The organism is Microcoleus sp. N9_A1, assembly GCF_036701795.1.
GTDB lineage: Bacteria > Cyanobacteriota > Cyanobacteriia > Cyanobacteriales > Microcoleaceae > Microcoleus.
The window spans coordinates 60,182-81,413 of record NZ_JAUBRI010000024.1 but is presented as its reverse complement, the minus strand read 5'-3'; the positions used below and the strand labels follow the sequence as shown (position 1 = coordinate 81,413).

The window sequence follows — 21,232 nt, the reverse complement described above, 5'->3', positions numbered from 1 at the left end:
TTTGTCACTTCGGAGATGTGACAGTTGCGTAAGTCCTGATGCCAAAAGATGCCTATTTAATTGACTTTTACAGATCAGTTTCGGTCTTTTGTAGTTCTTGTTGGAGAGTGTTCTTGACACGATCGTACTCAACCTCGATTTGAGCCAAAAGGGTTGAGGCTTGATCTAGTTCACCAGAGGTACTCATGGCTTCTAACCTGCCACAAAGCTGAGCCAGAGGAGCCGCGCTTAGATTCGCACTACTGCCTTTGAGGGTATGAGCGGCTCGCTTTAGGGTTTGAGTATCCGCTTGGGCGATCGCAAATTTCATAGCTTGTAGTAACTTTAGAGATTCCTCAAAGTAGCAGTTCGCCAGCAAGCTCAAAATCTGGGTTGAATCTTGATCGATGCTGCTACAGAAGGCTTGTAGTTCTGTGAGGTCAACCGCTGGCATATCAATTTCTGGCTGGTTGCTATCTGATTCCTCCTTTTGGGCCTGCTGCTGTTCCTGGTTGGGTGGACACTGACTCAGCGCTTGGATGAGAGCCTCTACTCGAATTGGTTTACTGATATAGTCATTCATGCCAGCATCAAGACAAAGCTCGCGATCGCCCTGCATGGCATTCGCCGTCATGGCAATAATCCTGGGACGAGTATGAGCCGGCCACTCCTGGCAAATACGACGGCTGGCTTCTAGTCCATCCATCTCTGGCATTTGTACATCCATCAGCACCACATCATAAGGCTGGCGATTCAGGGCTTCCAAAACTTCTAATCCATTGGCAGCAATATCTGCCCGGTATCCCAAACGCTCTAACAGCAGCAGTGCCACCTTCTGATTCACCAGATGATCTTCTGCTAACAGAATTCGCAGTGGCAGTCTCTGGGCCAGTTTCATATCATCCTGGACAGATATAGGGAGCTGTTGTTGAACTTTTTTCGGTTGAGCTTGTAGCACTTGGGTCAGGACTTCATAAAGTTGGGATTGTTTTATGGGTTTGCTTAAACAAGCCGCAAAGTGGCTGGAGAGCTCTGAAGAACTGGCTTCTGGTTTGCCCATTGAAGTCAGCATCACTAGGGGTAAACGGTGGCACTTAGGATGCTGATGGATGGCTGAGGCGAGTGTGAGGCCGTCCATTTGTGGCATTTGCATATCTAAAATAGCGACATCAAAGGTGTCTCCACGCTCAAGCCAGTTAAGCGCTTCCACAGCCGATTGGGCAGCCCGAATCTGCATCCCCCAAGTCTGGGCTTGCAACGTCAGAATTTGTCGGTTAGTGGGCAGATCATCGACGATTAATAGATGCTTGCCCGATAATTCTGGTAGCATTTCAATCGGTTCGGCTAACTCAGTAGCAACAGAGGATGCCACAATCGTGAAGTAGAAGGTGGAACCAATTGTGAGTCGATGAGGCTTAGCGGCTTGCCATTTTGGTGAAGGGGTTCCTCCGACGTGACCTCGGGTCTCAACCCACATCATGCCGTTCATCATTTCACTAAGTCGTTTACTAATCGCCAGACCTAAACCTGTCCCTCCATAGTGCCGAGTCGTCGAAGCATCTACTTGACTAAAAGACTTGAACAGTCGATCGAGCCGATTGGCTGGAATACCAATGCCTGTGTCTTGAATGGCAAACTGGATTTCATACAAGCTTTCTGACAAGTTACCTGGCTCAGAAATTGTTTTGTCAGAATCAACTAGAGAGGCTTCTACGGAAAGGGTAACTTCCCCAGTTTCAGTAAACTTAATCGCATTGTTGAGCAAGTTAACTAGAATCTGACGGAGACGGGTGACATCACCCAAAATCAACTTAGGAGTCTGAGGGTGGATGAGGTAGCCCAACTCAATATCCTTCTCATCTGCTTTAACTGCAAGTTGGTCGATCGCATTTTCTATGCAATCTCTCAAGCTCAAGGGATACATTTCTAGCTCTAGCTTGCCCGACTCAATTTTGGAGAAGTCAAGGATGTCGTTGATGATGCTGAGAAGCGTATCTCCACTATTGCGAATTGTCTCGATAAAATCTCGCTGTTTAGCGTTGAGTGTTGTATCTAGCAGTAGTCCCGTCATGCCAATAACCGCATTCATCGGAGTGCGAATTTCATGGCTCATCATCGCCAGAAACTCACTTTTGGCTCGGTTTGCAGCTTCGGCTTCTCGTCTAGTTTGCTCCAAGGCAAAGTTTTTCAGAGTTAATTCTTCTCGTTGTCGAGTTTCTTGCTCTAGTAATTTGGCTTGAGCTAGGGCAATTCCTACTTGAGCCGCCACTGATTCTAGCAACTCCACTTGATCGGTAGTCCAATGACGGTAGCGATCGCACTGGTGCAAACAAATCGCACCATTCGGTTCTCCTTGGTAAGAGGTTCGCACTGCTAATGTCGATCTCAAATTGAGACTGGTACAAATTGAATGAGCACAGGTGAGCAATGATTCGCAATAGACATCCGGGGAGGCGATGGCTTCATCTTGATCCATCAACCGTTTTGTATAAGCAGAAATCGCGGCCAGAATATCATCCTCCCCGCTGGGCGCTGACCCCACTGCTAGATACTCTGCCACGATAGGAAACTGAGGCAGTGGATTGTCCTGGTATGTACTAATTAAGCAGCGACTGACCCCAAAAGCTTGCCCAATCTGAATAGCAGCCGTTGCAAATATCTGCTGAGCATTGAGGCTTTGACGAATTTCTTCGGTAATTTGCTTCAGCAGTAGGGCTTTTTGCAACTGTCTTTGTAGTGCTTCTTCTGCCTCCTTGCGATCGGTAATATCCTTGATGAAGCAGTGATGCCCGACAAACACATTTTGCTCGTCATAAGCAGAAACCATCACCACTTGTTTATAAAAGCTAGAGCCATTTTTTCGCATTCCCCTAGCTTCCGCTTCGACTCTGCCATCTCTCAACATCTGTTGATAAGCACCCACCATCTTCTCAACATCTTCAGGATGAACAGTTTTTTGCCATTCCATCCCTAGCATTTCCTCTGGCTGATATCCGCAGATGGCGGCATAAGTTTCGTTAATAGAGACATAGCGCCCTTGAGAGTCCAGTCGAGAAATGCCTGCCACGGCATTTGCTAGCGCCCCACTCATTTGTTGCAGTTCCGCTTCGGCTCGTTTGCGATCGCTAATTTCAATCAGAATGCAGCCCACTGCTACAGGCTGCTCTGCATCCTTGAAAATGGGGAAATGAGAAGTTAGCCAGTAGCGTTTGGCACCAGTTTGACTGGTTACTTCTGAACTCATTTCCAAGCTGATGGAAGGTTTTCCTGTCGTTAAAACCTGTTGTAACAGTGCATTTATACCAGGAGCAAATTCCCCCAAAATCTCATCGGTTATCTTACCTAAGTGAGCCTCCACAGAGTGGCCATTAATTTCAGCTAGTGCCTCATTTATTTGTAAAAATCTCAACTGCCGATCGTATATACACAGCCCCACCCCTGCTAGGGAAGAGCCTTTAAAGAAAGCATTCAATAATTGCTCTCTGGCTTTAATTTCCTGCTCTAACTTTTTCCGGTTGGTAATATCGCTGTGAGAACCAGTCATACGCACAACTCTACCCGCTGCATCCGAAAGTGCTTGCCCTCGAGCCAAAATCCATTTGTAGCTCCCATCCTTGCAAAGCACTCGATGTTCTGTAATATAAAAGGGAGTTTTGCGCTGAAAGTGATCTTGAATGGCTTGCATCACCCATCCGATATCGTCGGGATGAACTCGTTTACTCCATTCCTCTAAGTGATTGGGGATTTCCTGCTCCTGGTAGCCCAACATCTCTTTCCAGCGAGCCGACAAGAATACTTCATTGCTGTTGAGGTTCCAATCCCATACCCCATCATTACTGCCACGTAGGGCGAGTTGCCATCGCTCTTCACTCGCTTGCAGAGCGACTTCTGCCTGATGTTGTTCGATTTGACTACCAATCCACTGAGCCATCAGCTTCAGTAGTTCTACATGGGCAGATTTAAAGCTGTCTGCACGGGGAGATTTACTAGAAAAGCTGAGGGTACTGTAGACTTTGCCTGCAACTAACACTCGTGTTCCAATATAAGCTTCTATGCCAAGGGCAAGATAGGCAGGATGGTAACGCCATTTTGAGGTGCCTATATGTTCGATGGTTAGGGGTTCATTTGTGTCTAAAGCTTCACAGCACAAAGTTTGGTTAATATCAAAGACATTACCTGGTTTCAGGACTTGATCGGGCGATCGTGCAACCATCACCTCATAAAGATTATCTTGCACGCGAGCCAACATTCCACTTTCCAGCCCAAAATTCTGACATCCCATGTCAATCAAAGCTTGGATGCGCTGCTCAAAATTGAGATTTTGGGTAGCAGTGACTTCATATAAAGCTCGTATTGCCGCTTCTCTTGTTCTTAGTTCAGCTTCGGCTTGTTTACGTCTCTTAATTTCAGCTTTTAGAGAGCGATTGATTTTGGATAATCTTTGCGTTCGTTCTTGAACCCGCTGTTCTAATGTAGTGTTGGCGTGTTTAATCTCCCTAAATTTTTGATTTAGCGCGATCGCCATCAATTGAAAATTTCTAGCAAGCTCATTGATTTCAGTAACAGAACTATGTTTCCATTCAAATGTTTTTTCTGAAAGCTTGTTTGGTAAGTCAGTAGTCGCAAGAGCTAAAAAGGATAACGGCTTGACCAGTCGTTCGCTAACCAGCGTTGCCAACAAAAATGCCAACATTGTGATCACGAGAAGAATAATCAGATCTATCCTGTAGCGGTTTTGTAAATTTTCTACATAGGGAGCGGCGGGAATTTCTAAGCGTAATCTCCAGTTCAATTCAGGAGTAATCGTAAATTCCTGTATATATAGAGAGTTTTTCCAACGGATCATCGGATAGTTGCCCTTGCTAGGAACCCACTGCTGCAGGGTTCCCTCTAAGGTGCGAGTGCTGCCATCTTTTGACTCCTGAACAGTGTTCAAAAGCTTTTGGTCGGATTGATTACTGGCAATCAGTCGGTTGTTTTGATCCAGCAATGTAATGCGTAGTTGCTGATTGTTTTGCTGAAAAATGTATAGAGCTTGGATCTGGCTCAATGCTAATGAAGCGTGGATCAGGCCAAGGAAATGACCTTGAACTTGCAGGGGAACATTCAATCCTACATGAGGTTCGTCAATTAATAAATCGTTGTGGATAGGAGTCATCCAAGGTCTCAACCGCTCTTGAACCAGGCTAATTCGAGATTTATGTTCGGTGATTTGTTCACTCAACCGCCCACGGGTTTGATTTAAAGGAGAAGAGGCAGCTAAAACTTTTCCAGAGGCATCGGCAATATAAATTTTGTCAAAATGGGGAAACAACTGCTCGATCAGGCTAATGTCTTGTTGCAGTTGCTCGGATGATTGAATTGCTTGATTAGCAGCAGTAGTGGATTCCGGAAGGAGTGATTTTTCAGCTAATGTATTCAAAGCTAATAGATGTCGCTCATGCCATCTAGATACAGCGCTACTGAGATTAGTCCCGTTTGTTTGTAACTCAGTTTGCACCTTCGTCTGAATTTGAGCGACCCAGTATCTACCATCAATAACTAATAGGAGCAGTCCAGGAATAAAGACAAAAGCAACCAACAGATGAAAAATAGTTTGTTGTAAAGAGAGGGCATGGAGATGCTTTGAATGCCTAACCCACCGATGAATGGGCGCATAAGAAATGATTAAGCTGGCAACTAAGGCATTAAAAATGCCGTTGACTGCTTGTTTGCACATAACTAGCAGGACTTGACCCGCCTCCATGTGCAGCATTTGACCGTAGAAAAGCCAAACGAGAGGCATTCCAATTAAAAACCAGTAAATCCCATCAAATAAAAGGAGGTTCGGATGTTGGCGCTTGCAAAGAAACCCTACAAATAGAGCCTCAATTACCAAAATAATGGTGGCGTATGGATGATTCCAAAGGACATAAGTATAACTGCCTGCTATTAGACTGGCAAAACCTCCCCAGCCCCAGCCGAAGTAGTAAGTAATAATCAGTATTGCAATACTGCCAAAGAGGAAATCAACCCCAAAGAAAAGAGACAAATTGAAATAGTTGCCCAGAAAACCCGCTCCAGTGAGAAGGGCGATCGCACCTAACCATCTTTTATTACGCACTGAGCTAGCCCCTTCCATAAACTTCTAGAATCGCTACTTGCTGAATATAAACTGATTTTGATAAAAAATCGTCGTAGAGAAACTCTCGTTCTATCCCTGACAGTTTCCATGAAGGTCGCACAACCGATTATTTAGGCTTTAATCTTTAATACTAAAATCAAGGCTTACTCAGGCAGGAATTGATATTTCGCTAAAATTTTAATAAATAATTATTCCCAATTACGAGAGGCATAGTATTTCCCCTTATGATTTAACGGGTGAATTTATTAACTGTATGAATCTTGGTACAAAAAGTGTTACGACCTTGGTCTTTAGCTTGATAAAGTGCTGCATCGGCAGCAGTAATTAAAGTTTCTGGCAGGATCTCTTGGGTGGGAATCACAGTGGTAATACCGAAGCTGAGCGTAATGCAATGATTTGGAGAACTCTTATGTACTATTGCTAAAGCTTGGATACGAGTCTGCATTTGCTTAACGATTTGGACTGCTCCCTCAAGCTCGGTGTCGGATAAAATCACTACAAATTCTTCACCTCCATAACGTGCGACTAAATCTCCCGCTCGATTAATACTGCGATTGAGAGCTGCGGCAACTTGCTGTAAACATACATCGCCTGCTTGGTGTCCATAAGTATCGTTGTAAGGCTTGAAGAAATCGATATCACACAAAATTAGTGACAAAGGAGTTTGCTGCCTCGTCATGCGTCGCCACTCGTCTTCTAGCTGTTGGTCAAACTGACGGCGATTGGCAATCTGAGTCAAACCGTCAATTGACGCTAGGTATTTTAATTGTCGATTGGCGGCCTCTAGCTGCTTGTAAATTAGGGTTTGTTGCTGTTGCAAGTGGAATTGCTGAATCAACCGCCGCACTCTCTGTCGCAGAACAGCCCAGTGAATTGGTTTGGTTATATAGTCAGCCGCTCCGGCTGCAAACGCTCGATCGACAGATTCTTTGTCTTCCAAGCTAGTAATCATCAAAATAGGTGGGCGATCGCTCTCAGGCACTTCAGATAATTTTTGACAACAAGCAAAACCATCCATAGTGGGCATCACTGCATCTAGCAGGATGAGGTCTGGATGTACTTCCTCATAAGCTGCTAGCCCTGTCAACCCATCATTAGCTTCAGCCACTCGGTATTTTTCCTTCTGTAAATACAGTCGAAGTTGCAAACGCATCAAGGCATCGTCATCCACGATGAGAATTAGAGAGGACGGTTCCGTAGATAGGTTAGTCGAAATGGCTGACTCTTCTAATGATTGATACATACGTCATGGTGTATCTTAAGCTTTGGAAACATTCTAGCCTAGCATATTTTGAGCTTGGGACGGAAAGTGAAAAATTAGCAAATATGTTATAAATTATACACCAGCTAAGCTGCCCCCACAACATCCTAGGCAGCGTCGGGTTTTTTAAACCAACAGCCACAGCCTACTTAAAATTTATCGCTTTGTTTCGGGGGTATAAAGTCTGGTAACTTGCGATAATTTTTGTAAATATGTAATTATTTTTGCGGGCATTAAACAGTTTTTACAACGTCGAGCGAGCTTTGACGAACGATCGCCTGTTATCTGGCGATCGCCGCTCGAATAATATGCTATATTTCTCAACTTAATTCAGGCTTTTTCAGGTGCATCAAATTCCTCCCTCATCTTTGAGCGATCGTCCGCTCTATTTTTGGGAAATACATCTGATGGTCACATTATCGCGTATAGCTTCGCCCTTAGTTGAACGTTTGTTCGCACCAGGAAGCTCTGACTGCCAAAAGGCGTAAGCTTTGTTAAGAAATATTTACAGCCTTTTGCGCGTTCTCGGATAGGTTGTTTCTCTTCTTTCTCCCAATAATCCGCCCAGATAGTGTCTAAACTCCTGTCTTTGGGCTTGAGTCTGGAACACATCGTCACAGCATTGGCACCATCTTTCAAAGCATGGGGGCAGGGAAGCTATACTATAGCAATTCTCGCATCATTTGTGAATTTCTTACGGACTCCCCGCGAGTTCGGGGAGGGTTGGGGTGGGGAAAAAGTTTATGGCTCCTGCAAGCATTGCTATATACTATCAATCACTGGAAACAGTAAATTAACTTAATGGATATCACTTACTATGCAAGTAGCACTGCCTGATTTTTCTCAAAGCTTTCAAAAAACGAAAGAAGTTTGGACGGAACAAGTCGGAAAAGCAGTGAATTCTACTTCAGAAGCAACAGCCCAAGCTAAATATTCTCTCTCCGAAACTGCATTTCAGGCAAAAGAAGCTCTCACTCAGACTACGAATTCTGCGGTTAATACTGTTAATCAAGCTACGAACAATGCTTTAGGCACTGTAGCGGACAAAACAGAAAAAGCGAGAATTTCTATATCTGAAGTGGTGAATCAAGCAGTTAGTCGCGTCAGTGAAAATACCAACAAAGCTGTTGATGCGATCTCTCACTCTGCGGCAACTGCTAAAGAAACTATTAATCAAACTACTAACTCTGCGGTCAATACTCTGAATCAAAGCACTAGCCAAGCTGTAGAGAGTGTAAATCAAGCTGCCGAAAAGGCTAAGGCTTCATTAGAAGATAGCATTAACAAGGCGGGAAATATGAGCGGCACCGCTTCAGATGCCATCAAAAGTGCTATCAATGGTACTGTCAAAGATTGGATTGATTCTCACCCTGTAGTCTTCTGGTTGGTGAGTCATCCGCTGATATCTTTAGCAATTTTGCTACTATTTATATTCATTATATTGGGTCTTTTTCAGGGTTTAAGTAGCTTTTTTGCAGGAGGATGGTTATTTCTTCTGCAAAGCCCTGTAAAATTTATGCAAAGAGTTTTGAGTGTCGGATCTAAATCTGTAAGTAAGGTCGGTGGAGTGGCTGTAAACTCATTGGTTTCAAAGAATTCAGAAGACAAAAATAATTCAGGTTTACAATTGAGGGGAGTTGAATCAAACAGTTGGGAGTCTCAAGAAAGACTTGCTAATATTTTGACAAGGTTGGAGGCAATTCGACAAGAGCAGAATCAGCTTTTACAAGAAGCGTCAGCTATTTTAGGCAACAAATTTAAGGCAGAGTGAGAAGGTGTGGGGCGATCGCAACTCGTGGTAAATTTAATACATCCAGGCTTCCATCAAAGCCAGATCCATGAAGGCTTGTAGTCGATCGCTCAAAACGCCATGCCCGATTCCGAATTTTCCGATGATTTAAAATGGACGCCAGAAGCCAAGGCGAAGCTGAAAAATATTCCCTACTTTGTCCGGGGACAAGCTCGCGTCCGCATCGAGCAGTTGGCCCGCGAAGCCGAAACCGAAGTCGTCACCGTTGACTTAGTTGAGCAAGCTCGCATCGAGTTTGGGCAATGAAGGATCGAAAGGTACGCTAAAGCCTTAAACTATAAGTTGCCTGATTTTGATGTTCACAGAGCTACTGAGTCACCCGTGCGGAAAATAGTTATTGCTGGCAACTGGAAAATGTACAAAACTAGGACTGAATCCCTAGAGTTTCTTCAAGGATTCATGTCCTGCCTGACGGAAACCCCAGAGGAACGGGAAGTCGTGCTTTGCGTTCCCTTCACTTCCTTGGCTGTCCTCTCGAAAAATTTGCACGGCAGCCGGATCAGACTCGGTGCTCAGAACGTTCACTGGCAAGAGTCTGGAGCTTTTACTGGGGAAATTTCCGGGCCAATGCTGAGTGAACTTGGTGTCCGTTATGTCATCATCGGCCACAGCGAGCGACGCCAATATTTTGGGGAAACTGACGAAACGGTCAATTTGCGGCTAAAAGCAGCTCAGAAATACGATTTAATTCCGATTCTGTGCGTTGGGGAAACCAAGCAGCAGCGAGATGCAGGGGAAACTGAATCTCACATTTTTTCTCAGTTGGAAAAAGATTTAGTTGGTGTTGACCAAAATAAGTTGGTAATTGCTTACGAACCGATTTGGGCGATTGGCACTGGCGATACTTGCGAAACGAAGGAAGCTAACCGAGTTATTGGTTTGATTCGCAGTAAATTGACTAATTCTGGCGTGCCAATTCAGTACGGCGGCTCTGTTAAACCGGAGAATATTGATGAAGTTATGGCGATGCCTGAGATTGACGGGGTTCTGGTAGGCGGTGCTAGTTTGGAAGCTGCGAGTTTTGCTCGAATTGTCAATTACAAATAAGTCCTAATGGGTAATTAGTAATTGGGGGGTTATGCCAGGAGTGATGACACCAAAACCAGATAATCTGTAAGAGTTATAGCAGACGAAATCTGGAAAATTGTTTGCTTCCAACACTTGAACCAGGACAGTAGGAAAAGTGTCATACACTCCTCTAGCAAACTTTGTTAAACGATTCAAAATCGAGCTTAAGTAAAATAAAACTTTAACAAGGACAGAGGCATGGATGCACTCGTAGCAACAATCGCACAAATTTTAGATTACATTCACACCCAAGGGCCAAACGCGCTCATGCAGCTAACCGCACTACTCACAGCTCTCAAAGCGGGAGTTGGAGCTGTTGCGTTTCTGTCTGGCTTGGTTGCTCAAGAACCCGCTATTACTGCTACATTACCTGCTGTTACTGAAATTATCAGCCAGTTGATAGCTTTAATCAGTTCCGGGGCGGGAATTACTGAAATAGCAACGGGGCTCGGTCAATTGGCGACCTTGCTAGGATTGTCTATTGAGACTGTTGTCTCTGTCTTGCAAACGATTGGCCCTTTATTGGTAGCATTTTAAATTGAGTCGCCTAGCTTTTTAGGGATATTAACCACGGCTTCCGACTTACGCGCTCGCACTTGGCGGATTAGCTAGTCGAAAAAGAAGGTAGTCACTAAATAAAAATGACAATTAGAGGTCAATCTTTCGAGTGGGGAAAACGCACTTATTTGATGGGCGTTTTGAACGTAACCCCTGACAGTTTTAGCGACGGCGGAGATTTCACTACCATAGAATCTGCTTTGGCGCAAGCGGAAAATATGGTAAACTCGGGGGTAGATATTATTGATATTGGCGGTCAATCTACTCGGCCTGGTGCAGCGGAAATATCATTAGGAGAGGAGATCGATCGCGTTATACCTGTAGTACAAATACTGCGACAAAAAGCCGATATTTTTGGCTCAGTTCCTATTTCGGTCGATACTACCAGATCGCAGGTTGCAAAAGCTGCGGTTGAGGCGGGAGCGGATATAATTAACGATATTTCGGGAGCTACTTTTGATGCAGAAATGCTGTCAACGGTTGCTCAGTTAAAAGTGCCAATAATTTTGATGCACATTCGGGGTACTCCCCAGACGATGCAACAACTCACAGATTATCGGGATTTAATGGGGGAAATTGGGGAATTTTTCGAGAGTCGAATTGTGGCAGCAGTTGCTGCGGGGATTGACAAATCTAAAATAATTCTCGACCCTGGTATTGGCTTTGCCAAGACTTACAGTCAAAACTTAGAAATTCTGCGCGAGTTGCCAAAATTCCGTGTTTTCAACTGTCCGATTTTAGTCGGAGTATCGCGAAAAAGCTTCATTGGTCACATTTTGAATCAGCCAGAAGCGAAACAAAGAGTTTGGGGGACAGCGGCGGCTTGTACAGGTGCGATCGCAAATTTGGCAGATATCTTGCGAGTTCACGATGTCAGAGAAATGCACGATGTTTGTCTGGTTGCCGACGCTATCTTCAGGAATCAGTCTTGAGAAGTGTTAGTATCGATAACTTTCATTTCTCCGCCCTCAGAATGAATCACATCGGGCATAGAACCCATCAGCTCGCCCAGGGCTTCGCTCATGCTCCTCGGATCCATAAACAGAATTTTGGCATTGTCACTTTCGCCTAATTTTTGTTGAGCGTCTAAGTATTTTTCTGTTACTAAGTAATTCAAAACTTGCTGGCTATTCGGATTGGAGTCTAAAGCTTCAACTAAGAGCCTCATGTACTCCTTAGTGCCGATCGCCTTATTGACCATTGCTTGCCACTCGCTCTTGGTAGCCCGCTCTTCTTCCATAGCTTCTTGCACCCTTTTCGGAGGTGTAATGCTTTGAATTTCTACGCGAATTACTTTGACGCCCCAAGTTTCGGTAGCTTCGTCCAACTTCTTGAGTAACTTTTTATTCATGTCATCTCGGGAACCCAAGATGTCTTGCATGGGCAATCGACCAATTTCAGCGCGAAACGTCGTTAAAACTAAGTTGGCGATCGCATTTTCAATTTGATCGATTCCATAATAAGCTTTCTGCAAATTCACAACCCGCCAATACACAACGGCATCGACTTCGAGAGCCACATTATCTCCCGTGATTGCTGACTGAGGTTTAATGTCTAAAACTCTTTCACGGCTTGTGTCCACGCAGACGACTTTTTCGACCAGGGGACTGATAAAGTGGAATCCTGGCTTGAGGGTGCGCTTGTATTGACCCAAACGTTCCACTAAAGCTTCGTCGCCACCGCTGACTATTTTGACGCTTGAGTTAACAGCGTAGCCGAGGATGAGCGCAAAGAGCATGGTAAGAATAGACTGCCCCATTTCTATTTTCCTGCTAAGGTTGACTGAGAATCGATCGGAATTCTACTCTAATTTAACTCAAACTCGGCCCCGCAGTGCTAAAATATCTCGACTGTTAATAACTAACTATTTCATCGGGTGGGCCCCATCGGCTCCGACTCTTACGGCCCTAGTGAAACCCAGGATATCAACAACACGTTTCCACAAAAGACATGAAAAACGATCGAGAGTTTCGCTTGTTCAAACCCTTGAGGTGGATTGCCCCAAGCATTTTGGTAGGTGCAGGAATCTGCATTGCAGCAGTGGCCCAACCGGCACAAGCTGAGCCAATCGCCCTGCAACTCTCCCAAAACTTGCAGTCGCAGAACTTGCAGCCATCGCGCCGAGGCCCTGCTGTTCGGGAAGTTCTATCCTACGAAATGAAGGGAGACGAACTCAGGATTTGCAAGCAGGAAGGCAACTCCGAGAAAAAGTGCCAAGTTGTAGGTAAAGGCTACACGATGGGCTTGAGAACTGCCAACGACCTTTACGGTCAAGGAAATGCTGTTAATGCCGAAGCTTTGTATCGGCAACTAATCGCTCGCTATCCCAAACAAGCGGATGCTTATTACAAGTTGGGAAGTATGCTGTCGGGGCAAGGTAAAATGAGCGATGCGATCGGTCTATTCCAAAAAGCAATTGAAGTCAACCCGCAGCACGCCAAAGCTCACAACGATTTAGGCGTGGCGATGGCAAGTCAGGGGCAGTTGCCCGAGGCAATTGTTCAGTGGAGACAAGCCGTTAAAATTAACGATCGATATCCCGATGCTTTAAACAATTTAGGAGTCGGTTTGTACCAGCAAGGAGACAAGGAAAACCAAGCCGAGGCCGTAGCCAGCCTCACAAAAGCTAAGGAGTTATTTATCAAGCAAGGCAGAACTCAAGCGGCTAACAGAGTCGATCAAATTTTGGAGGATATTAATTCGCGGTCGAGCGGTTCCTGAACTCAACCGCCGATCGCACAGAGAAAGAAAAAACATCTGTGGCGATCGGCGTGAATCAGCGTTCAGCGGCGGTTAAACACCCCCAAAAACGAGAATCTAAAGCATTTCCTTCAAAACTTGTATAATCAAATCCCCATCCACCCGATCGCTCACAGCAGCCTCACCCAAGCGCACCGGCAGCACAAACCGCACCTTGCCATCCTGCACCTTTTTATCGAGTTGCAAAGTATGCAAAATTTCCTCAACATCCACACCCGCCGGCAATTTGGCAGGTAAACCCGCTTTTTCAAGCAAAGCAGACTGGCGGCGATCGCACTCAGCATCCCACATTCCCAACTCCACAGCCAATCGGCTTGACGCAGCCATGCCGATGGCCACTCCTTCCCCGTGATTGATCACCTTGTAATTGGTCAAACTTTCCACAGCATGACCAATGGTGTGCCCGTAATTCAAAATCGCCCGCAAACCCGATTCCTTCTCGTCTTTGCTTACCACCTCAGCCTTAGCTTGGCAAGACCTACTCAAAATTTCTGCCAACAAATCCGCCTTCACATAGCGCATTTGATCCAAACGCTTGCAATTCTCCAACTTCCCGAAAAGTTCAGCATCCCAAATCACCCCATACTTGATGACTTCCGCCATCGCCGAACGAAACTCCCTCGCCGGCAGAGTTTTTAGGACATCCGGGTCAATTAACACCAAACGTGGCTGGTGAAAAGCCCCGATTAAATTCTTCCCTAAAGGATGATTTACCCCTGTTTTGCCACCAATAGAAGCATCAACCATCGCCAGCAGCGAAGTCGGAACCTGCACGACATTAATTCCCCGCAGCCAAGTCGCCGCCGCAAAACCCGTCATATCGCCCACAACCCCGCCGCCCAAAGCGACCATTGTCGAGGAACGTTCTAAGCGGTTTTCCAAAGCCGCACCGTAAATTTTCTGTACCGAATTTAAAGTTTTGTACTGTTCTCCCGGTGGTAAAATGCAGGTACCGACTTCCAGACCGGCTGATTCGAGGGCTGCGGTTGCTCTTTCGCCGTACTGCCGAAAAATCGACTGATTCGACACCAGCAGCACTTTTTTGCCCAAACTTAGATCGCCCATCAGACTGCCGAGTTCGTCTAAACCGCCCGATCGCACGCAAACATTGTAAGATTGTGGCCCCAAGTCAACTTTAATTATGGATTGCATATTGATCTAATTTAGATATTAGATTTTAGATTATCAGAAAATTGGGTTGAAAACCCCGTCACTTCGACGGATTAATGTCGATATAGTGTCGCTCTAGTATGGCATACTAGAGATAGCACAGGCTGAAAAACCGCTATCACAAGACAATATAAATCTGGGGTGTCCCCACTTGACAGGATAGGAAGTAGTAATGCGTAGTGGATGGCGATAACCACGATAAACAGAGCTAGGGTAGCCAATGATCACCTGTTAACCAGCCAAATCAAATACTTGATATTCAAGTTGTACCGTAGGGCATACGGAAACAAGGGGAGCAATCCTCTAAAGCTTGCGGAGATAAGCCCGCTGGGACTCCTCTAAATTAGACTCGAAACTTAGTTCTATTGAACGGGTTTTTGGTTTAAGTAGTGCCGAAAGGATAGAGAGTTGTAAGGTGTATCAGTGAACCAAGAATCCCCACCCCTTAAGGCTGGGGAGTGTCAAATGTCTTTTTATTGATTGTTTTGGGGAAATTGCAATGACTCTTAGCGGCATAATAACTTATTTCGGGCTTTTCGGCGGAATGGTCGGCTTGGCGACAGTGCTGATGTTTGGTCTGCGGGCTGTCAAACTCATCTAATTCACTGATTTAGATGTCTGAACCAGAGTATTTAATCTCTGGCCAAAGTATCAGTTCGACGAAGTATTTGCGCCAAAAATCTCTAGGTTTATCTGTAGATTGACGGCGCAAATGCTTCCTCCTATAAAATTTTATGCTATTATTAACTAATTCAATAAATCCAGCACGCAATTGTAACACTTCAACTAGATTGTATGGTGCGTGTCACAGTGATTTCCTGAATGCCAAGACGTATAAAATAAGTATCATCATAACAGTTATAGTTGCAAACAAGTTCTTCTTCCTCGTAGATGTCAACTGCTGCAACGTCTCGTCGCACTGTCGAAAGAATATTATGAGACTCCGAACAATGATTGATGAAACGTTGATCGTCAAAGCAAAGAACATATCTACAGAGGATATTGTCAAAATAGGCATATTTTAGGAACTGTTCTTTTGCGGAAGGAGACATACGTTCAACATCAGCCTCTTCATAAGACGTATCGAAGTATGGAGAGTATTCCCAGGTAACAGTATTTTTGGGAATAAACTGCGCCGCGAAAAGACCAATACCATGAATAAAACTGATGCCAAGTTTTGTCTTAACCAGTAGCATACTGTGTTATTCTCCTGTTAGGATCATAAACGACAAAATGCTGCTTAAAACTATCAACACCACAACTCTATCACCTACATCCCATTAAAGAAACTTGCCGTTCACTATAGCGCTTATAATTGAAATTGGAAATATTATAGAGTATAATAGAGGAAAAAAAACCTAAAAGAATTATCCGTTTAAAGATGATAATTGTAGCGTGGAGTCGGGCTAGGGGCTGACTTCTGGATAATAACACAGGAGCGATCGCACTTGCTATAAAACACGATCGCTCCTGATTAATTACAAAATTCGTTCTAATTGAGTCGATCGAACTTCTGCCAATTTCTGGGCCCCTGTCGTATCAAAAACGATCGCGTGTTTAGCCGCCGGCAACAACCGCCGTAAAATCTGTATGTATCCCTCAGCATCGCCCCGGCGGTGGAACCGAGCAACCACCAATCGCTGCTTGGCAATTGCCGCACGATACACCAGGGATGAGTGTTTAATTTGGGCTTGGATGTTGGTATCATAGGGTAATCCTTCCCGCCGAAAGCGAGATTTGGTAGAAAAACGGTCGCCCTTAAGTTTTCGAGGCTAGGAGGGCGATCGTTTTCAGTGTACATAGCTATTGTCGGGTATATATGCACCGATGTCAAGCCAAATATGGGCTACGTTAGACTGCGGATTCGAGAACTAGCTGAGCAAAGAGGTTGGACGTTCAAAGAAGTTGCCGATCGCTCGGGAGTCAACTACAACACAGTAAAAAGCTACGGGAGGCGCGATGCTTTAAACACAGTCGATCTTTCTGCTGTCTACAAAATTGCCCGCGCCTTCGACGTGACAATGGAAGATTTGGTCGAGATTTTGGAAGATTGAGGGCGCACCAATGGGGCGAGTTCGACTAAAACTTCGAGCCCTGGTAGAAGAAAAGAGCGATCTCGCGTCGGGGATAGCTTGATTAATGCCGTACTTATCGCCGCCGTTTCTTTACTTGTTCGTAAAGCACATAACACCTTCTATAGCCGATCGCCCGCTTTCCCCTAAAATAACTTCTACTCCCTCAATCCAAAATCTAAAATCTAAAATCTAAAATCGAAATGACTCATTCCACAGATATCGTCACCCTCGCCCGCTGGATGGCCGCCGATTTCAGCAACCAAGCCCAAGCATTTGAAAACCCGCCCTTCTTCGCCCACATCCGCGTCTGCATGAGGCCTTTACCCGTCGAAGTTCTGGATGGGGTTAGCTTGTACCTAGAACAAGCCTACGATATTGAACTGAATGTACCGTACCGAGTCCGAGTTTTGAAATTAGTCCCGGTAGGCGATCGCATCGACATCGAAAATTATGCCATAGAAAACGAAGAACAATTCTACGGCGCATCCCGCGACCCGCAACGGTTGCAAGAAATCACAAAAGAACAACTGACACTCCTCCCAGGCTGCACCTTTTTTACGCACTGGACGGGCAACAGCTTCAAAGGGTCTGTCGAACCCGGAAAAGGCTGTATGGTGGTCAGAAATGGTAAAAAAACCTATCTAGACAGCGAATTCGAGATTGACCAAGACAAATTTATTAGCCACGATCGCGGACGCGACCCAGAAACCGACGCCCACGTCTGGGGAGCCCTCGCCGGCCCCTTTGAATTCACCCGCTGGGCCAGTTTCGCTGACGAAATTCCGGTTTGACGAAAAACCGAGTCCCGACTTGGCCAACACGCTTGGATAAAAGGTTCAGAATGCACCAATACCTGGTACATTAACCCAGTATTGGCAAGCAAGATTCACCGTTGTTGATTTATGAAAGTCCTGGTTATTGGTGGCGATGGCTATTGCGGTTGGGCAACCGCACTCTACCTTTCTAACAAAGGTCACGAAGTTGGCATCCTCGACAGCTTCGTGCGGCGGCACTGGGATCTGGAACTGTGCAGCGACACCCTCACTCCCATTGCACCGATTCAGCAACGACTCCAGCGATGGCAAGATTTAACGGGTAAGTCGATCGACTTGTTCGTCGGTGACATCACCAACTACGATTTTCTCAGCAAAAGCATGAGAAAATTTGCACCAGAGGCGATCGTCCATTTCGGCGAACAGCGTTCGGCACCTTTCTCAATGATCGATCGCGAACACGCAGTCCTCACCCAAGTCAATAACGTCGTCGGGACACTCAACCTGCTGTACGCCATCCGCGAAGACTTCCCCGACTGTCACCTAGTGAAATTGGGGACAATGGGCGAATACGGCACGCCGAATATTGACATTGAAGAAGGCTACATTACGATCGAACACAACGGCCGCAAAGATACACTACCCTATCCCAAACAACCGGGCAGTTTCTACCACCTGTCAAAAGTCCACGACTCCCACAACATCCATTTTGCTTGCAAAATCTGGGGTTTAAGAGCCACCGACTTAAATCAGGGCGTAGTCTACGGCGTGCTCACAGAAGAAACCGGCATGGACGAACTGTTAATCAACCGTTTGGACTACGACGGAGTATTTGGTACGGCATTGAACAGATTTTGCATCCAAGCTGCGATCGGTCATCCCCTGACAGTTTACGGTACAGGCGGACAAACCCGCACCTTCTTAGACATTCGGGACACCGTGCGGTGCGTGGAATTAGCAATCGCCAACCCCGCCGCCGCCGGAGAATTCCGCGTCTTCAACCAATTCACCGAACAATTCAGCGTCGGCGACTTAGCCTCATTGGTGCAAAAAGCAGGCACGGCAATGGGATTAAAAGTAGAAATCAACCACCTCGAAAATCCCAGAGTCGAGAAAGAAGAACATTATTTCAATGCCAAAAACACCAGTTTGCTAGAACTAGGCTTGCAGCCGCACTATCTCTCAGATTCCCTGCTCGATTCTCTGTTGAATTTTGCTACAAAATATCAGCACCGCGTCGATAAAAACCAGATTTTGCCGAAGGTTTCTTGGAAGTAAGTTCTGGTATCTATTTGCGGGGTAAGAGATTTTTAACGAACCGCGAAGGCGCGAAGGGCGCGAAGTAAGAGAAAAGAAGGGAAGAGAGGAGAAGGGTTCGCAAGTTCTGAATGAATTTGGCTGTATATTACGATGATCTATCTTTTTTGTCTCTTGCTCTGTGTCCTCTGTGTCCTCTGCGGTTAATTAAAAAATGGCATCAGGTTTTTTTTACTGCTGGCTTGTTTCGGAAGAAATGCTGTGAAAAGTCGAATTCTCATTCTGTTGCTTTTGGTGGTTCTGCCTGGATTTTCAGCGATGGCAGTTTTTGCTTATTATTTAATAGGGGAATGGGCTGCTGTAACGCCGAGAAGTCTAAATTAGTGGCGAGTTAGCGAAGGCTTATCTGCCACTTAAAAAGCCAGATAAATTGCCAGAACAGCACAGGAAATTCACAGAATTTTGCTTGAGTGAAAGTGTGGGATGGCTTTTAGGTGGGATAATTTTATCAATTGGCATTCAGGGAATTGGCATTTTATCCCAAAAACCTCTCGCTCGGAATTAGCGGTAGTGCAACTGACAGAAGAAGTGTAGAAAAGCAGCCGATCGCACGCCATGACTTAGCTCCCCGCGAGACAGTGTATCCTGTTACCGATGACCTTGGCCGCAGGCTATGATTATCGGCTCCCTAAATAACTTATTTTTATGAAAATTGCTCTGTTCACTGAAACATTTTTGCCGAAAATAGACGGCATTGTCACTCGGCTGATTCACACTGTAGATCACTTGCAGCGATCGGGCGCACAAGTTTTGATCTTTTCTCCAGATTACGGGATTACAGAATACAAAGGTGCCCGAGTTTACGGTGTGGAGGGTTTGCCTTTGCCGATGTACCCGGAATTGAAAATGGCACTTCCTTCTCCGGCTGTTGGTCGAGAATTAGAACAGTTTAAACCAGATATTATTCACGTTGTCAATCCCGCTATTTTGGGATTGGGGGGCATATATTACGGCAAAAAGTTCAATATTCCGATTTTGGCTTCTTACCACACGCATTTGCCTAAATACTTGCACCATTACGGTTTTGGAATGCTCGAACCTTTGCTGTGGGAATTGCTTAAAGGGGCTCACAATCAAGCCGAATTGAATCTGTGCACTTCCACAGCAATGGTCGAGGAATTGAGAACTCACGGCATTGAGCGAGTAGACTTGTGGCAGCGGGGCGTAGATACTGAAATGTTTGTCCCGGAATTGGCAAGTCGAGAAATGCGATCGCGCCTTTCTGAAAATAACCCAGACAGTCCCCTCCTGCTGTACGTCGGCCGCCTCGGTGCAGAAAAAGAAATCGAACGCATCAAACCAGTCCTCGCAGCGATTCCCGATGCCCGCCTCGCCCTAGTGGGAGACGGCCCGCATCGGCAAACCCTTGAACAATATTTTGCCGGTACACCCACCAATTTTGTCGGCTACCTCAAGGGGCAAGAATTGGCTTCTGCTTACGCATCAGCCGACGCCTTCATTTTTCCCTCCCGCACCGAAACCCTGGGCTTGGTGCTCCTAGAAGCAATGGCTGCGGGGACGCCTGTAGTGGCGGCGCGCAGTGGCGGAATTCCCGATATCGTCACTGACGGCGTTAACGGATATTTATTTGACCCCGCCGACGAAGAAGGAGCACTCGCCGCCACCAAGCGTCTGTTTGCGAATCCCGAAGAACGGGAAACCCTGGGCCATAACGCTCGCCGAGAAGCCGAACGCTGGGGTTGGGCCGCCGCCGCCGCACAACTGCAGCGCTACTATCAATCAGTGGTATTTGCCGAGTCCCTGCCCAGAGCGGCCTAAATGTCAGGATCTGTAGCACCTTTAAACATCACCGCCAGCTTAGCTTCGTTGTTCGATCGTCAGTTGGTAGTATTGTCGGAATGTTTTCAAAGACTGATCGAACTTTTTTGCTGCATAAATTACCGTCGCTATCCTGCTGTTGCGTTTACCATTAAACTATGAGTAAGCTCTGTAGGAATGCCTTGCGCGCTGCTTTCATAGCGCCCTTTACCTGACCGGATACGGTCGCCGAGTGCGCTAAAACAGTCACACCGCGCGCTGCTGCCGATCACAGAGCGTCAAATCCACATTGCACTCTCGATCGAACTAAAGCCTGTCACCTAATTTTCAGGCTAGCAGTTTTGCGAACTCAAGTTCAGCTTGAATTGACGAACCCTCATCAGTATCGAGGTTGTAAAAAAGATCGATCGAACATACATAACAAGCAAACTGAAGTTGCGTGCGCCACTTTTGAACTCACGACGATTCATCAAAGCGACAAGCGAGTGCCGATGCCCTGGCAAACAAATTCAAGAGTTTGCACCGCCGCCGCATCTAGCGCCGATCGACCTGCGGTCA

Annotated in this window: 19 protein-coding genes; 13 read left to right on the top strand and 6 right to left on the bottom strand. The window is 45.9% G+C overall.

Annotated features, from left to right (window positions below):
- Positions 1-67 precede the first annotated feature (67 nt).
- Together QUA58_RS13625 and QUA58_RS13620 are read right to left on the bottom strand one after the other, a co-directional pair.
- Positions 68-6,100 carry a response regulator gene (locus QUA58_RS13625; RefSeq protein ID WP_445301875.1) on the bottom strand — a complete coding sequence of 2,011 codons (6,033 nt, stop codon included), beginning with the start codon at positions 6,098-6,100 and terminating at the stop codon, positions 68-70.
- Between the two features lie 232 nt (positions 6,101-6,332).
- On the bottom strand, positions 6,333-7,346 hold the full coding sequence (locus QUA58_RS13620) for a PleD family two-component system response regulator (RefSeq protein ID WP_333255147.1): 1,014 nt from the start codon (positions 7,344-7,346) through the stop codon (positions 6,333-6,335).
- Between the two features lie 835 nt (positions 7,347-8,181).
- On the opposite strand from QUA58_RS13620, the gene QUA58_RS13615 reads away from it, so the two are divergent.
- The 5 genes from QUA58_RS13615 to folP all read left to right on the top strand — a co-directional run bounded on the left by QUA58_RS13615 (position 8,182) and on the right by folP (position 11,732).
- Positions 8,182-9,135 carry a hypothetical protein gene (locus tag QUA58_RS13615; RefSeq protein WP_333394464.1) on the top strand — a complete coding sequence of 318 codons (954 nt, stop codon included), beginning with the start codon at positions 8,182-8,184 and terminating at the stop codon, positions 9,133-9,135.
- Between the two features lie 99 nt (positions 9,136-9,234).
- Positions 9,235-9,420: a PCP reductase family protein gene (locus QUA58_RS13610; protein WP_006633749.1), complete on the top strand. Its 186-nt coding sequence runs from the start codon at positions 9,235-9,237 to the stop codon at positions 9,418-9,420.
- A gap of 75 nt (positions 9,421-9,495) precedes the next feature.
- On the top strand, positions 9,496-10,221 hold the full coding sequence (tpiA, locus tag QUA58_RS13605; RefSeq protein WP_333255157.1) for a triose-phosphate isomerase: 726 nt from the start codon (positions 9,496-9,498) through the stop codon (positions 10,219-10,221).
- Positions 10,222-10,440: 219 nt separating this feature from the next.
- Positions 10,441-10,779 (top strand): hypothetical protein, encoded by a 339-nt coding sequence (locus QUA58_RS13600; protein ID WP_333255143.1) that lies wholly within the window; start codon positions 10,441-10,443, stop codon positions 10,777-10,779.
- Positions 10,780-10,883: 104 nt separating this feature from the next.
- Positions 10,884-11,732 (top strand): dihydropteroate synthase, encoded by an 849-nt coding sequence (gene folP, locus QUA58_RS13595; RefSeq protein WP_333394463.1) that lies wholly within the window; start codon positions 10,884-10,886, stop codon positions 11,730-11,732.
- On the opposite strand, the gene QUA58_RS13590 is transcribed toward folP, so the two are convergent.
- A complete protein-coding gene (locus tag QUA58_RS13590; protein WP_333255139.1) occupies positions 11,723-12,559 on the bottom strand; it encodes a stomatin-like protein in 837 nt (278 codons plus the stop codon). The two genes, folP and QUA58_RS13590, sit on opposite strands and share 10 nt — an antisense overlap.
- A 191-nt stretch (positions 12,560-12,750) precedes the next feature.
- Here QUA58_RS13590 and QUA58_RS13585 point away from each other — a divergent pair, with 191 nt between their 5' ends.
- The gene (locus QUA58_RS13585; protein ID WP_333255137.1) at positions 12,751-13,521 is read left to right on the top strand and encodes a tetratricopeptide repeat protein; all 771 of its coding nucleotides are present in this window, start codon (positions 12,751-12,753) and stop codon (positions 13,519-13,521) included.
- Between the two features lie 96 nt (positions 13,522-13,617).
- On the opposite strand, the gene aroB is transcribed toward QUA58_RS13585, so the two are convergent.
- Positions 13,618-14,712: a 3-dehydroquinate synthase gene (gene aroB, locus QUA58_RS13580; protein WP_333255135.1), complete on the bottom strand. Its 1,095-nt coding sequence runs from the start codon at positions 14,710-14,712 to the stop codon at positions 13,618-13,620.
- A gap of 517 nt (positions 14,713-15,229) precedes the next feature.
- On the opposite strand from aroB, the gene petL reads away from it, so the two are divergent.
- The gene (petL, locus tag QUA58_RS13575) at positions 15,230-15,331 is read left to right on the top strand and encodes a cytochrome b6-f complex subunit PetL (protein WP_333227274.1); all 102 of its coding nucleotides are present in this window, start codon (positions 15,230-15,232) and stop codon (positions 15,329-15,331) included.
- A 181-nt stretch (positions 15,332-15,512) separates the two neighbouring features.
- Here petL and QUA58_RS13570 read toward each other — a convergent pair whose 3' ends face one another.
- Positions 15,513-15,926 carry an SET domain-containing protein-lysine N-methyltransferase gene (locus QUA58_RS13570; RefSeq protein ID WP_333394462.1) on the bottom strand — a complete coding sequence of 138 codons (414 nt, stop codon included), beginning with the start codon at positions 15,924-15,926 and terminating at the stop codon, positions 15,513-15,515.
- A gap of 282 nt (positions 15,927-16,208) precedes the next feature.
- Positions 16,209-16,397 (bottom strand): hypothetical protein, encoded by a 189-nt coding sequence (locus tag QUA58_RS13565; RefSeq protein ID WP_333255130.1) that lies wholly within the window; start codon positions 16,395-16,397, stop codon positions 16,209-16,211.
- A gap of 174 nt (positions 16,398-16,571) precedes the next feature.
- Here QUA58_RS13565 and QUA58_RS13560 point away from each other — a divergent pair, with 174 nt between their 5' ends.
- The 6 genes from QUA58_RS13560 to QUA58_RS13535 all read left to right on the top strand — a co-directional run bounded on the left by QUA58_RS13560 (position 16,572) and on the right by QUA58_RS13535 (position 20,836).
- Positions 16,572-16,784 (top strand): helix-turn-helix domain-containing protein, encoded by a 213-nt coding sequence (locus QUA58_RS13560; RefSeq protein WP_332942973.1) that lies wholly within the window; start codon positions 16,572-16,574, stop codon positions 16,782-16,784.
- Between the two features lie 221 nt (positions 16,785-17,005).
- Entirely contained in the window at positions 17,006-17,596 is a 591-nt protein-coding gene (locus tag QUA58_RS13555) for a chromophore lyase CpcT/CpeT (RefSeq protein WP_333394460.1), read from the top strand.
- Between the two features lie 111 nt (positions 17,597-17,707).
- Positions 17,708-18,856, top strand: coding sequence for an NAD-dependent epimerase/dehydratase family protein (locus tag QUA58_RS13550; protein WP_333255126.1), 1,149 nt, complete (start codon positions 17,708-17,710; stop codon positions 18,854-18,856).
- A 491-nt stretch (positions 18,857-19,347) separates the two neighbouring features.
- Positions 19,348-19,512, top strand: a complete 165-nt coding sequence (locus QUA58_RS13545) for a hypothetical protein (RefSeq protein ID WP_333255124.1) — start codon at positions 19,348-19,350, stop codon at positions 19,510-19,512.
- A 28-nt stretch (positions 19,513-19,540) separates the two neighbouring features.
- Complete coding sequence (locus tag QUA58_RS13540) at positions 19,541-20,674, top strand: glycosyltransferase (protein WP_333255123.1); 1,134 nt, start codon at positions 19,541-19,543, stop codon at positions 20,672-20,674.
- Positions 20,675-20,836, top strand: a complete 162-nt coding sequence (locus tag QUA58_RS13535; RefSeq protein ID WP_333255122.1) for a hypothetical protein — start codon at positions 20,675-20,677, stop codon at positions 20,834-20,836. It begins immediately after the preceding gene.
- Positions 20,837-21,232: the final 396 nt, after the last annotated feature.